Source organism: Arsenicicoccus dermatophilus (assembly GCF_022568795.1).
Classification (GTDB): Bacteria; Actinomycetota; Actinomycetes; order Actinomycetales; family Dermatophilaceae; genus Arsenicicoccus; species Arsenicicoccus dermatophilus.
Window position 1 is genome coordinate 1,849,603 of the sequence record NZ_JAKZHU010000001.1, and the last position, 13,517, is coordinate 1,863,119.

Sequence of the window (13,517 nt, forward strand, 5' to 3'; positions counted from 1 at the left end):
GGCGCGACCTGGCTCCGGCACGCCAACGCGCGAGGCCCCGTCCACCAGCTGGTGGACGGGGCCTCGCGCAGTGGGCCGGGCGGGCTCTCAGCCCGCCGGATCATCCCCTCCGCGGGGTGGGCTCAGTTGGCGCCGGTCAGCTTCTCGCGAAGCGCGGCCAGAGCCTCGTCGGAGGCAAGGGTGCCCTCACCGGTGGACGAGGAGACGCTCTCCGAGGCACCCCCGGAGGAGTAGGTGGTCGGGGCGACGTCGCCCGAGGCGGCCGCCTCGGCGTCGGCCTTCTGGGCCTCCTCGACCTGCGTCTTGTGGGCCTCCCACAGGGCGTGGGCCTCGGCGTACTGCTTCTCCCAGGCCTCGCGCTGCTTGTCGTAACCCTCGAGCCACTCGTTGGTCTCCGGGTCGAAGCCCTCGGGGTACTTGTAGTTGCCGGCCTCGTCGTACTCGGCCGCCATGCCGTACTGCGTGGGGTCGAACTCGTCGGACACGACCGAGGGGTCGTTGGCCTGCTTGAGCGACAGCGAGATGCGGCGACGCTCCAGGTCGATGTCGATGACGCGGACGAAGATGTCGTCGCCCACGTTGACGACCTGCTCCGGGAGCTCCACGTGACGCTCGGCCAGCTCGGAGATGTGGACCAGACCCTCGATGCCCTCCTCGACGCGGACGAACGCACCGAAGGGAACGAGCTTGGTGACCTTGCCCGGCACGACCTGGCCGATGGCGTGGGTGCGGGCGAAGTGCTGCCACGGGTCCTCCTGCGTCGCCTTCAGCGACAGGGAGACACGCTCGCGGTCCATGTCCACGTCGAGCACCTCGACGGTGACCTCCTGGCCCACCTCGACGACCTCGGAGGGGTGGTCGATGTGCTTCCAGGACAGCTCGGAGACGTGGACCAGACCGTCGACGCCACCGAGGTCGACGAAAGCACCGAAGTTGACGATCGACGACACGACACCGGACCGGACCTGGCCCTTGCCGAGCTCCTTGAGGAAGGTGGTGCGGACCTCGGACTGAGTCTGCTCCAGCCAGGCGCGGCGCGACAGGACCACGTTGTTGCGGTTCTTGTCGAGCTCGATGATCTTGGCCTCGATCTCCTTGCCGACGTACGGCTGGAGATCGCGGACGCGACGCATCTCGACCAGGGAGGCGGGCAGGAATCCGCGCAGACCGATGTCGAGGATGAGGCCGCCCTTGACGACCTCGATGACGGTGCCGGTGACGACGCCGTCCTCCTCCTTGACCTTCTCGACCGTCCCCCAGGCGCGCTCGTACTGCGCACGCTTCTTGGACAGGATCAGACGCCCCTCCTTGTCCTCCTTCTGAAGGACAAGGGCCTCGACCTCGTCGCCCACGGTAACGACCTCGGACGGGTCGACGTCGTGCTTGATCGAGAGCTCGCGGCTCGGGATGACACCCTCGGTCTTGTAACCGATGTCGAGCAGGACCTCGTCCCGGTCGACCTTGACGATGACACCCTCGACGATGTCTCCGTCGTTGAAGTACTTGATGGTCTCGTCGATCGCGGCGAGGAAGTCCTCCTCAGATCCGATGTCGTTGATCGCGACCTGGGGAGCGGTCTTTTCGACCGGGCTGGCAGTCATGTAGTAGGAACTCCGATGATGGACAGGGTGAATAGGTGGGTATGGTGCTCGCCTGCGCGTCGGGCACGGTTCACCCACGTGCAAGCCTGTCTACCCTAACGGTCCGGTCACGGGCCGGTCAAAGCAGGTCAGGGTCAGGAGACGGTATGACGGCACCGGAGCGTGGCAGCTTCGCGGGGGTGTCCCGACGCGGCAGCGACCAGGACGAGTCGGCCCGGGCCAACCGGGGATGGTGGGACGCCGAGGCGACCGACTACTACGCCGAGCACGGCGACTTCCTCGGCGACGCCGACCTGGTCTGGGGGCCCGAGCGCCTGCGCGAGGTCGACGCCCGCCTGCTCGGGCCCGCGGAGGCGCTCCCCGGGCTGCGGGTGCTCGAGATCGGGGGCGGCGCCGGCCAGGGCGGCCGCTGGCTGCAGGACCAGGGCGCCGTCGTCGTCTCCACCGACCTGTCCACCGGGATGCTGGCGCAGGCCCGCAGGATCGACGGGCGCCGGACACCGGCGACGGCACTCCCCCTCGCCGCGTGCGACGCGGCACTGCTCCCCTTCGCGGACACCTGCTTCGACCTGGTCATGACGGCTTACGGCGCCGTGCCCTTCGTCGCGGACTCCGCGGCCGTGGTGCGGGAGGCGGCCCGGGTGCTGCGGCCGGGCGGGCGGTTCGTCTTCTCCACCACCCACCCGATCCGGTGGGCCTTCCCGGACGTGCCCGGCGAGGCCGGGCTCACCGCCGCCAGCTCCTACTTCGACCGCTCCCCCTACGTGGAGGAGGACGAGGCCGGGCAGGCGCTCTACGTCGAGCACCACCGCACCCTCGGCGACCGGGTGCGCGAGATCGTCGCCGCAGGCCTCACCCTGGTGGACCTCGTCGAGCCGGAGTGGCCCGAGGGGCACGACCAGACGTGGGGTGGGTGGAGCCCCCTGCGTGGTCGCCTGCTGCCCGGGACGGCGATCTTCGTCTGCGAGCGACCGACGCGCTGACGCCCGGCGCGGCAGGCCCGGCGCAGCCCTGCTGGCCGGCCCACCTGGCCCCGGGCTCGGACGGAGGGACACGGTCCGGCATACTCGCCACGTGGACACCAAGCCGTTCCCCTCTGACATCGAGATCGCGCGCGCCGCCGATCTCGCCCCGATCCCCGACGTCGCCGCGATGGTCGGCATCGACGCCAAGCACCTGATTCCCTACGGCCCGCACGTGGCCAAGGTGGAGCTGGACGTCATCGAGGAGATGAAGGACCGCCCCGACGCAAAGTACGTCGTGGTCACCGCCATCACCCCCACCCCGCTCGGCGAGGGCAAGACCACGACCGCCGTCGGTCTGGCCCAGGGCCTGGCCAAGATCGGCCGCAAGCCCGTGCTCGCGCTGCGCCAGCCCTCCCTCGGCCCGGTCTTCGGCGTCAAGGGTGGCGCCGCCGGTGGCGGCTACAGCCAGATCGTCCCGATGGAGATGCTCAACCTGCATCTCACCGGTGACTTCCACGCGGTCACCGCCGCGCACAACCTGCTCGCCGCCATGGTGGCCAACCACCTGCACTTCGGCAACGAGCTGGGTCTGGACGACATCCAGTGGCGTCGTGTGATGGACATGAACGACCGCTCGCTGCGCAACATCATCGAGGGCTGCGGCGCCAAGACCGACGGCGTCACGCGGCAGACCGGCTTCGACATCACCGCCGCGTCCGAGGTCATGGTCATCCTGGCCCTCGCCACCTCGCTCAAGGACCTGCGCGAGCGGCTCGGCCGCATCGTGGTCGGCTTCACCAAGGACAAGCAGCCCGTCACCGCCGAGCAGATCGGCGCCGCGGGCGCGATGTGCGTGCTCCTCAAGGACGCGCTCAAGCCCAACCTCATGCAGACCCTGGAGCACACGCCGGCGTTCATCCACACCGGCCCCTTCGGCAACATCGCCACGGGCAACTCCTCGATCATCGCGGACCGCGTGGGCATCAAGGCGGGCGACATCCTGCTGACCGAGGCGGGCTTCGCCGCCGACATGGGCGCCGAGCGCTTCTTCAACGTCAAGTGCCGCGCGGCGGGTCTGACCCCGCAGGCGGCCGTCCTGGTCGTCACCGTGCGGGCGCTGAAGTCCCACTCGGGTCGCTACGAGGTCAAGGCAGGCAAGCCGCTGCCCGAGGGCATGCTCGTGGAGTCCCCGGACGACGTACGCGCCGGGTGCGACAACCTGCGCAAGCACATCTCGATCATCCGGGACTTCGGCGTGCAGCCGGTCGTGGCGATCAACGCCTTCCCCACCGACCACGCCTCCGAGCACGACGTCATCCGTGAGGTCGCCGAGGAGATGGGCGCCCGGTGCGCCGTCTCGACGCACGTCAAGGACGGCGGCGAGGGCGCCGTCGAGCTCGCCAGGACGCTGATCGAGGCCTGCGAGGACGAGGTGAACTTCACCCCGACCTACGAGTTCGAGGACTCGCTGCAGGACAAGATCCGCAAGATCGCCACCAAGGTCTACGGCGCCGCCGACATCAAGCTCGAGCCTGCGGCCGCCAAGGCGCTGGCGATGTACACCGACCAGGGCTACGGCCACCTGCCGGTGCTCATCGCCAAGACCCAGATGTCGCTGTCCCACGACGCCGCTCTCAAGGGTGCGCCGACGGGTTGGACCCTCCCGGTGCGCGAGGTGCGCCTCGCGGCCGGCGCCGGCTACGTCTATGCCATCTGCGGCTCCATGATGACGATGCCCGGCCTGTCCAAGTCGCCCGCGGCCATGCGGATCGACATCGACGAGAACGGCGACACGGTCGGCCTGTTCTGACCGGTCACCGGGTCTGGGCCCGAGAGGTATGACGGCGCGCCCGTCCGCGGATCCCCGCGGACGGGCGCGCGGCCTGTCCCGGTGCTCACCCGCAGCGTCGGCCGAGCACCCACCTCGCGTCCCGCCGCAGCACTCCGGGGTCCGGCCGGATGTGCGAGCCTGGGCCCATGGCCGCCCCCCGCTCCTGCAGACTCTCCTGGACCACCGGCACACCCCGCTCGGCCTGCTCGCGCTGGCCGCCGTCTGGGGGCGGGAGCCGACCCCGGTCCTGGTGGCGATCGTGGCGGTCCTGCTCGGCGCCGCCGTGCTCGCGGCCGTGCACCATGCCGAGGTGGTGGCCCACCGGGTCGGGGAGCCCTTCGGCTCGCTCGTCCTCGCCGTCGCGGTGACCGTGATCGAGGTGGCCCTGATCGTCACCCTGATGGCGTCCGGAGGCAAGGGCACCAGCACCCTGGCCCGCGACACCGTCTTCGCCGCCGTGATGATCTGCACCAACGGCATCCTGGGGCTCTCCCTCCTCACCGCCTCGGTGCGGCACGGCATCGCGAACTTCCACCCGGAGGGCACCGGGGCGGCCCTGGCCACGGTCCTCACCCTCGCCGTGCTCTCGCTGGTGGTGCCTACCTTCACCAGCACCCCCGGCCCGGAGTTCACCGGACCACAGCTGGCCTTCGCCGCCATCACGTCGCTGGTGCTCTACCTGCTCTTCGTGGCCACCCAGACCCGGGGCCACCGCGACTTCTTCCTGCCGGTCGACGACGACGGCGAGGCGCAGGAGGAGGAGCATGCGGCACCGCCGTCGACGCGAGCGGCCTGGACCTCGCTGGGGCTGCTGCTCGCGGCCCTGGTCGCCGTCGTCGGCCTGGCCAAGGTCGAGTCCCCCGCGCTCGAGACCGGGATCCGCTCCGCCGGGCTCCCGGCGTCGTTCTCCGGCGTGGTGATCGCTCTGCTCGTCCTGGCCCCGGAGACCTTGGCGGCCGCCAACGCCGCGCGCCGTGGACGCACCCAGATCGCCCTCAATCTGGCCCTCGGGTCGGCCATGGCGAGCATCGGCCTGACGATCCCGGCCATCGCCCTGGTCACCATCTGGACCGGCGGGCCGCTGCACCTCGGCCTCGGGGCTCTGCACCTGGCGCTGCTGGCCGTCACGGCGGTCGTCGCCGTCCTCACCGTGGTGCCTGGGCGGGCCACCCGCCTGCAGGGCGGCGTGCACCTGGCGCTGCTCGCGGCCTACGTCTTCCTCGCTGCCAATCCCTGATCTCCCGTCGGTCCTGGGCACTCGGCGTCCGTCGGGTCTTCCAGGGGATCGACCAGTACCGCGAGGCGTCCGGAGCCCCGTCGAGGCCCGGTCGGGCCCTCGCCAGCCACGGGGTCCTGGCCAGGGCCCGACCTGGCCGAACCGGGCGCCCCAGCCCCGGCCAGGCCAGGCGGAGGGCGGGGCCACGGGCGCCGGCGGCGCGGCTCAGAAGAGCAGGGTCGGCAGCAGCCCCCGCTCCCGCAGCTGCTCCACCTGCGGGTCGTCGCACCACGGCTCGGCGGCCGGGTCGACCCACTGGACGGCGCGGCCCTCAGGACTGTCGAGCTGCCGGGTGAGGATCGCCGGGAAGCACGACGAGCGGGTGCCGGTGGTGCCGGTGACGGTCACCCCGCGGGAACCGACCTCGACGACGGCGCCCGCCTCCTCGTAGGTCTCCCGGGCGGCGGCACGCATCCGGCTCTCGCCGCGCTGCACCCCGCCGCCGGGCAGGGTCCATCCCCCGCCTCGGCGCTCCACCACCAGCAGACGTCCGTCCCGGACCACGCAGGCGCACACCCGGTTGGCCCGCGCCGAGGGCGGTGACAGCTCGAGGAGCGGGCGAGGACCGGGCGGTTCCTCGGGCAGGGGCGCGGGCTCGGGAGCGGGCTCGGCCAGGTCGGCGAGGCCGGGCAGGAGCGGCTCCTCGACCCCGCGCATGGCCTCGGGACGACGGGTGAGAAGGGGATCGACGCGACCGGTCACCGGATCAGTGCTCCGCGTCCTGCCAGGACCGCCCGACGCCGACGTGCACGTCGAGGGGGACGTCCATCTCGACGGCGGCGCCCATCTCCCGACGCACCAGGGCCTCCACGGTCTCCCGCTCGCCCGGTGCCACCTCGAGCAGCAGCTCGTCGTGGACCTGCAGCAGCATCCGCGAGCGCAGGCCCTCGGCGCGCAGCGCCCGGTCGATGCCGAGCATGGCGAGCTTGACGATGTCGGCCGCCGAGCCCTGGATCGGCGCGTTCAGCGCCATCCGCTCGGCCATCTCGCGGCGGTTGCGGTTGTCGCTGGTCAGGTCCGGCAGGTAGCGCCGGCGCCCGAGGATGGTGGCGGTGTAGCCCGTGGTGCGCGCCTCCGCCACGATCTCGCGCAGGTAGTCGCGAACCCCGCCGAAGCGCTCGAAGTAGCCGTCCATGAGCCCCTGCGCCTCGCCGGTGGAGATCCGCAGCTGCTTGGACAGCCCGAAGGCGGACAGCCCGTAGGCCAGGCCGTAGCTCATGGCCTTGACCTTGGCGCGCATCGCCGGCGTCACGTCGCCCGGATCGACCTGGAAGACCCGCGACCCGACGAAACGGTGCAGGTCCTCCCCCGACCGGAAGGCCTCGACGAGGCCGGCGTCGCCGGACAGGTGCGCCATGATCCGCATCTCGATCTGGCTGTAGTCCGCCGACATGAGGGACTCGAACTCGACGTGCTCCCCGCCCTCGCGTCCCCGGCCCACCACGAAGACCGACCGGATCCGGCGGCCCTCCTCGGTGCGGATGGGGACGTTCTGCAGGTTGGGCTCGGTGGAGCTGAGCCGGCCGGTCGCCGCGACGGTCTGCAGGTAGGTCGTGTGGATGCGGCCGTCCTCGGCCACCGACTTGCGCAGGCCCTCGATGGTGGAGCGCAGCTTGGCGGCGTCCCGGTGCCGCAGCAGCGCCTCCAGGAAGGGGTGCGGCTCGCGCTCGTACAGGTCCTTGAGCGCCTCGGCATCGGTGGTGTAGCCGGTCTTGGTCCTCTTGGTGCGCGGCATGCCCAGGGTCTCGAACAGCACCGTCTGCAGCTGCTTGGGCGAGCCCAGGTTGACGGTGTCGTCGCCGATGGCGTCGTGGGCGTCCTGCTGGGCGGCGCGCACCTGGTCACCGAACTCGCTCTCGAGCGTGGCGAGCCCCTCCTGGTCCACGCCGATCCCGTCACGCTCCATCTCGGCGAGGACCCGCAGCAGGGGCAGCTCCACGTCCGTGAGCAGCGCCCGCTGGCCGGTGCGCTCCAGCTCGGCCTCGAGGACCTCGGCGAGGTCGACCACGGCACGGGCCCGCACCATGGCGGTCTGCGCCTCGGCGTCCTGGTCGGCGGAGAAGTCGAGCATGCCCTGCGCAGAGCCGGTGCCGTCCACGGTGAGCTCGCGGTGCAGGTGCCGCAGCGCCAGGTCGGCCAGGTCGTAGGAACGCTGGTCGGGGCGCACGAGGTAGGCCGCCAGGGCGGTGTCCACGTCCACCCCGGCCACCTCGGGGAATCCTCTGGCCCACAGGGCCTGCAGCTGGCCCTTGGCCTCGTGCAGCACCAGGGTGGCGGCCGGGTCGGCGAGCCACCGTCCCAGGGCGGTCTCGTCGTCGGGCGTGAGGTCCTGGGCGGCGGCGTAGGCCCCGGAGCCGTCCGGCGCGGCGAGGGCCAGACCGTCGACGTCACGGGTCCCCCTCGCCCACCGACCCACGACGACCAGGCCGCAGCGGCCGGTGGCGGCATGCTCGGCGAGCCAGCCGCCCAGCTCCCCGGGGGCGAGGGTCGCCCCGTCGATCGCGAAGCCGCTCTCGGCCTCGGGCGCGGCCGACTCGACCGTCGCGAACAGGCGGTCGCGCAGCACCCGGAACTCCAGGCCGTCGAAGACCCGGTGCACCTCGTCGCGCTCCCAGTTGGCGCGGGCGAGGTCGTCGATCGTGATCGGGAGCTCGACGTCGCGGACCAGCTGGTTGAGGCGCCGGTTGCGCAGGACCTGGTCCAGGTGGGTGCGCAGGGACTCGCCGGCCTTGCCCTTGATCTCGTGCACATGCTCGACGATGCCCGCGAGGTCCCCGTACGCGGTGATCCACTTGGCGGCGGTCTTGGGACCTACGCCAGGCACGCCGGGCAGGTTGTCGGAGGTCTCCCCCACCAGGGCGGCCAGGTCGCTGTAGCGCGACGGCGGCACGAGGTACTTCGTCTCCACCGCGGCGGGGTCCATCCGCCATACCTCCGACACCCCCCGGACGGGGTAGAGCAAGGTCGTGCGGTCGTCCACCAGCTGGAAGGCGTCACGGTCCCCGGAGCAGATGACCACCTCGTCGATGCCGGCCTCGCGGGCCTGGGTGGTGAGCGTGGCGATGATGTCGTCCGCCTCGAAGCCCTCGACCGACAGGTGCCGGATCCTCAGGGCGTCCAGGACCTCCTGCACCAGCGAGACCTGCCCCTTGAACTCGTCCGGCGTCGCGGAACGCCCGGCCTTGTACTCGGCGTACTCCGCCATGCGGAAGGTCTGCCGCGACAGGTCGAAGGCCACCGCCACGTGCGTCGGTTGCTCGTCGCGCAGGAGGTTGATGAGCATGGACGTGAAGCCGTAGACGGCGTTGGTGGTCTGTCCGGTGCTCGTCGAGAAGTTCTCGGCGGGCAGGGCGAAGAACGCGCGGTAGGCCAGGGAGTGTCCGTCGAGGAGCAGGAGTCGGGTCACGCATGGCAGCCTAGGCCGTATGTCTGACACACCTCCCGCCCGGCGCACCGCCGCCCACGAGTCCGCCGCCGAGCAGGCCCACCCGGAGCCGGGGAGCGGGCCCTCCCTGGGCCCGGAGGAGCTGCGCGCCATGGCCGACGGCACCCTCATCGAGCGGATGGGGCTGCAGATCTTCCAGGCCGCGCCCGAGCGCTGCGTCGGGACGATGCCGGTGGCGGGCAACACCCAGCCCTACGGCCTGCTGCACGGCGGGGCATCGGTCGTCCTCGCGGAGACCCTGGGCAGCGTCGCGGCGATGCTGGCGGCGGGACCAGGGCGGTATGCCGTGGGCGTGGACATCAGCGCCACGCACCACCGCGCCACCCGCGAGGGGGTCGTCACCGGCGTCGCCACCGCCGTGCACCTGGGACGGACCACCGCGTGCTACGAGATCGTTATCACCGACGAGCGCGACCGCCGCGTGTGCACCTCGCGCCTCACCTGCGCGCTGCGCGACGCCGAGCCCGCCGCAGACCACCTGTCCGGGCCGGCCTGAGCCGACCGGCCCGCAGGTCGGTGGGTCAGCCGACGTTGGTGTGGGCCGGGAGCACCTCGAGCGGCTGGGTCAGGCCGGTGCGGGCCCGCTGGGTGCGGCGCCGGGCCAGCACCCGGTCGAAGGGACGCACGTCCTCGCCCGCCAGCCGGCGCCGCAGCGAGGCCGGGGTGCTGATCCGCCGGGTCACGGTGGCGGTGAAGCCCAGCCGGGCGAAGAAGCGGTTGAGGTCCCGCGCCTGGCTCGGGACGTTGGAGACGACCTGGGTGGCGCCCGTCTGCTCGGACAGGGTGGCGGCGCGGGCGAGCAAGGCCCGGGCCAGGCCTCGGTTGCGGTAGTCCGGGTGGACGTAGAGGGCCTCCACGGTCACCGTGGTGGAGTCCGTCAACGGGCTGAGGGGATTGGTCGTCGCGAGCATGAAGCCCACGAGGTGGCCGTCCTGGTGGCTGGCGTAGGCGTGGACGCAGGAGCGGCCCAGCACCTGGGCGAGACGCTCGAGGGACACGGGACGGGCACCGAGCTCGAAGCCCGGGCCGCCCTCGGCGAGGGCGTCGTTCCACAGGGAGTAGAGCTCGTCGATGTCGCAGCTCTCGACGGGGCGAACCCCGGTCCAGGACCGAGCCATCACTACCTCCAGGGTGCTCACACAGCGAACGTCGCCGGCCGTTGGCGAAGCCTCCCCCGAAGCTCTCCGCGCCCCAATATGGCACTTCTCGCCCCGGTTGGGTAGCCCCACCCCCCGCGGGTCGGCGACCGGCCCGGCCCGCGGGACGGCAGCCTGCCGGCGCGCCCTAGGCTGCACCCATGCAGGCTGCCTTCCCCGGACTCGGAACGCTCGTCAACGTGCTCACCGTCCTGGTCGGAGGGGGTCTCGGGATGCTCGTGGGACACCGGCTCCCGGAGCGCACCCGATCGCTGGTCACGGACTGCCTGGGCCTGACGACGGTCATCATGGCGCTGCTGTCCGCCTGGGAGGTGTCCAACCCCCGGCTGCAGTCCGCTGTCGGCACCGGCGCCCCCATGCTGGTGGTGCTGGGCTCGCTGGTCGGCGGGGCGCTGATCGGCTCGGCCCTGGGGATCGAGCGGCGCCTGGAGGGCCTGGCGGGCTCGGTGCAGGCCCTCGTGGCCCGGCATACCGCCGCCGGGGACACCGGCGCCGAGCGGGAGCGCTTCATCGAGGGCTGGTTGACCGCCTCGCTGCTGTTCTGCGTCGGACCGCTGACCATCCTGGGCTCGCTCAACGACGGCCTGGGGCGGGGCATCGACCAGCTGGTGCTCAAGGCCACGCTGGACGGCTTCGCGGCGCTCGCCTTCGCGTCGACCTTCGGGGTGGGGGTGCTGGCGTCCGCCGCGTCGATCGCGCTCGTGCAGGGCCTGCTGACGCTGGTGGGGGTGCTGCTGGGGTCCGTGCTGCCCGAAGCCCACATCGCCGCGCTCACGGCCACGGGCGGGCTGCTCCTGGTGGGTATCTCGCTGCGGCTGCTGCGGATCCGGGACATCCCGGTGGGCGACCTGCTCCCGGCTCTGCTGGTCGCCCCGCTCCTGACCCAGGTGGTCGTCGCCCTGCGGTGACGCCGGCTCCCGCCGACGGCCGAGATGCGCCGGCCGGGGCTACTTCTTGGCCTTGTCGTCGCCCATGCCGGTGATGACGGCGTCGGCGACCTGCCGCATGCCCATCCGACGGTCCATCGCGGTCTTCTGGATCCAGCGGAAGGCGTCGGCCTCGCTGAGCTTGAGCTTGGCCATCAGCACCCCCTTGGCCCGGTCGACGGCCTTGCGGGTCTCGAGCCGGTCGGACAGGTCCGCGATCTCGGACTCGAGCGCCTGGTACTCCGCCCAGCGCGACACCGCGATGTCGATGGCGGGGGCCAGGTCGGCGGCGGTGAAGGGCTTGACGATGTAGGCCATGACCCCGGCGTCCCGGGCTCGCTCCACGAGCTCGGTCTGGCTGAACGCGGTGAGCATGACGACGGGGCAGATCTTGGCGTTGCCGATCTGCTCGGCGGCCGAGATGCCGTCCAGCACCGGCATCTTCACGTCCATGATGACGACATCGGGCCGGTGCTCCTGGGCGAGCTCCACCGCCTGCTCACCGTTGCTGGCCTGACCGACGATCTCGTGCCCTGCGTCGCGGAGCATCTCCACGAGGTCTAGGCGGATGAGGGCCTCGTCTTCGGCGACGAGGATGCGGCGGCCGGTCGGTGCAGAGTGGTCAGTCACCCGACCTACCCTAGACCGCGACGCCGAGCGGACGCGAGACGGCACGGCACGGGCCGCGATCCCTGAGGGATCGCGGCCCGTGCTGCTGGTGCCGAGGGCGGGACTCGAACCCGCACGCCCTTGCGGACGGAGCATTTTGAGTGCTCTGTGTCTGCCGTTCCACCACCCCGGCGTGGGTGAGCCCGCCCATGCTAGCGGCAGCACGGGCGGGCTCGTCGACTCAGCCGAAGGTGTGGTCGGCGGTGCGTCCCAGTCGGTGGTGGACCATGTCGCCCATGCGGTGGACCCGCACGGAGTTGGTCGATCCGGACACGCCCGGCGGCGTGCCGGCGACGATCACGACGTAGTCGCCCTCCTCGACACGGCCCGCGGCGAGCAGCGCCAGGTCGACCTGGTTGACCATCTCGTCGGTGTGCGTGGCACCGGGGACGAGGAAGGTCTCGACGCCCCAGGACAGGGACAGCCGCGAGCGGGTGGCCTGCTCGGGGCTGAAGGCCAGCACCGGGATGTTGCAGCGCAGCCGGGACAGCAGGCGGGCGGACTTGCCGGACTGGGTGAAGGTGACGAGGTACTTCACGTCCAGGTGACGGGCGATGTCCACCGCGGCCTGGGTGACGGCGTCACCGATGTGCCAGCGCGGCTCCGGGGTCGGCAGCACGCGGGACAGGCCGTGCTCCTCGGTGGACTCGATGATCCGGGCCATGGCCTGGACGGTCTCGATGGGCCACTTGCCCACCGACGTCTCACCGGACAGCATGACCGCGTCGGCGCCGTCGAGGATGGCGTTGGCACAGTCCGAGGCCTCGGCGCGGGTCGGCCGGGAGTTCTCGATCATCGACTCGAGCACCTGGGTGGCGACGATGACCGGCCGGGCGTACTTGCGGCACAGCTCGATCGCCTGCTTCTGCACGATCGGCACGTCCTCGAAGGGCAGCTCCACCCCGAGGTCACCGCGGGCGACCATGATGGCGTCGAAGCGCTGGACGATCTCCTCGAGGTTCTCGATCGCCTGGGGCTTCTCGATCTTGGCGATGACCGGGACGCGGCGGTTCTCCTCGTCCATGATCTTGTGCACGTCCTCGACGTCGGCCGCCGAGCGCACGAAGGACAGGGCGACCATGTCGCAGCCGAGACGCAGGGCGAAGCGCAGGTCGTCCTCGTCCTTCTCGGACAGGGCCGGGACGCTCACGGCGACGCCGGGCAGGTTGATGCCCTTGTTGTTGGAGACGAAGCCGCCCTCGACGACCTCGGTGACCACGTCGGTGGCCGTCACCTCGACGGCTCGCAGGGTCACCTTGCCGTCGTCGATCAGCAGCTTGTCACCGGGCGTGACGTCGCCGGGCAGACCCTTGTAGGTGGTCCCGACGCGCTCCTGGTCGCCCTGGACGTCGTCGGTGGTGATGGTGAAGCGGTCACCCTTGGTCAGCAGGATGGGGCCGTTGGCGAAGCGGCCGGTGCGGATCTTGGGACCCTGGAGGTCCACGAGGACACCGACGGCACGACCCACCTCGTCGGAGGCGGTACGGACGTTGTCGTAGACCTCCTTCTTGTCGGCGTGATCACCGTGGGAGAAGTTCAGGCGTGCCACGTCCATGCCGGCGGAGACCAGCTTGCGCATCTGCTCGATGGAGGAGGTGGCCGGCCCGATGGTGCAGACGATCTTGGCTCGGCGCATGGCCCCCATCC

At 71.5% G+C, this 13,517-nt stretch carries 11 protein-coding genes and 1 tRNA gene; 5 read left to right on the top strand and 7 right to left on the bottom strand.

Annotation, left to right across the window (positions count from 1 at the left end; genetic code table 11):
* Positions 1-122: 122 nt before the first annotated feature.
* Complete coding sequence (gene rpsA / locus MM438_RS08615; protein WP_241452062.1) at positions 123-1,601, bottom strand: 30S ribosomal protein S1; 1,479 nt, start codon at positions 1,599-1,601, stop codon at positions 123-125.
* A gap of 146 nt (positions 1,602-1,747) precedes the next feature.
* Between rpsA and MM438_RS08620 the strand changes: the two genes are divergently transcribed.
* From MM438_RS08620 to MM438_RS08630, 3 genes are all read left to right on the top strand, one after another.
* The gene (locus tag MM438_RS08620) at positions 1,748-2,584 is read left to right on the top strand and encodes a class I SAM-dependent methyltransferase (RefSeq protein ID WP_241452063.1); all 837 of its coding nucleotides are present in this window, start codon (positions 1,748-1,750) and stop codon (positions 2,582-2,584) included.
* A gap of 91 nt (positions 2,585-2,675) precedes the next feature.
* Positions 2,676-4,376, top strand: a complete 1,701-nt coding sequence (locus tag MM438_RS08625) for a formate--tetrahydrofolate ligase (protein ID WP_241452064.1) — start codon at positions 2,676-2,678, stop codon at positions 4,374-4,376.
* A 151-nt stretch (positions 4,377-4,527) separates the two neighbouring features.
* On the top strand, positions 4,528-5,634 hold the full coding sequence (locus tag MM438_RS08630) for a calcium:cation antiporter (protein ID WP_420914031.1): 1,107 nt from the start codon (positions 4,528-4,530) through the stop codon (positions 5,632-5,634).
* A gap of 204 nt (positions 5,635-5,838) precedes the next feature.
* Here the strand turns inward: MM438_RS08630 and MM438_RS08635 are convergent, their stop codons facing one another.
* A complete protein-coding gene (locus tag MM438_RS08635) occupies positions 5,839-6,375 on the bottom strand; it encodes an NUDIX hydrolase (RefSeq protein WP_241452065.1) in 537 nt (178 codons plus the stop codon).
* 4 nt (positions 6,376-6,379) lie between these two features.
* Complete coding sequence (gene polA, locus MM438_RS08640) at positions 6,380-9,079, bottom strand: DNA polymerase I (RefSeq protein WP_241452066.1); 2,700 nt, start codon at positions 9,077-9,079, stop codon at positions 6,380-6,382.
* A gap of 19 nt (positions 9,080-9,098) precedes the next feature.
* Between polA and MM438_RS08645 the strand changes: the two genes are divergently transcribed.
* The gene (locus MM438_RS08645) at positions 9,099-9,614 is read left to right on the top strand and encodes a hotdog fold thioesterase (RefSeq protein ID WP_407568130.1); all 516 of its coding nucleotides are present in this window, start codon (positions 9,099-9,101) and stop codon (positions 9,612-9,614) included.
* A 25-nt stretch (positions 9,615-9,639) separates the two neighbouring features.
* On the opposite strand, the gene MM438_RS08650 is transcribed toward MM438_RS08645, so the two are convergent.
* Positions 9,640-10,257, bottom strand: coding sequence for a GNAT family N-acetyltransferase (locus MM438_RS08650; protein ID WP_241452067.1), 618 nt, complete (start codon positions 10,255-10,257; stop codon positions 9,640-9,642).
* 158 nt (positions 10,258-10,415) lie between these two features.
* Between MM438_RS08650 and MM438_RS08655 the strand changes: the two genes are divergently transcribed.
* Entirely contained in the window at positions 10,416-11,183 is a 768-nt protein-coding gene (locus MM438_RS08655; protein WP_241452068.1) for a DUF554 domain-containing protein, read from the top strand.
* A 39-nt stretch (positions 11,184-11,222) separates the two neighbouring features.
* On the opposite strand, the gene MM438_RS08660 is transcribed toward MM438_RS08655, so the two are convergent.
* The 3 genes from MM438_RS08660 to pyk form a co-directional block, all read right to left on the bottom strand.
* The gene (locus MM438_RS08660; RefSeq protein ID WP_241452069.1) at positions 11,223-11,831 is read right to left on the bottom strand and encodes an ANTAR domain-containing response regulator; all 609 of its coding nucleotides are present in this window, start codon (positions 11,829-11,831) and stop codon (positions 11,223-11,225) included.
* A gap of 86 nt (positions 11,832-11,917) precedes the next feature.
* Positions 11,918-12,003, bottom strand: a tRNA-Leu gene (locus MM438_RS08665).
* Positions 12,004-12,051: 48 nt separating this feature from the next.
* On the bottom strand, positions 12,052-13,506 hold the full coding sequence (gene pyk / locus MM438_RS08670) for a pyruvate kinase (protein ID WP_241452070.1): 1,455 nt from the start codon (positions 13,504-13,506) through the stop codon (positions 12,052-12,054).
* Positions 13,507-13,517 lie beyond the last annotated feature (11 nt).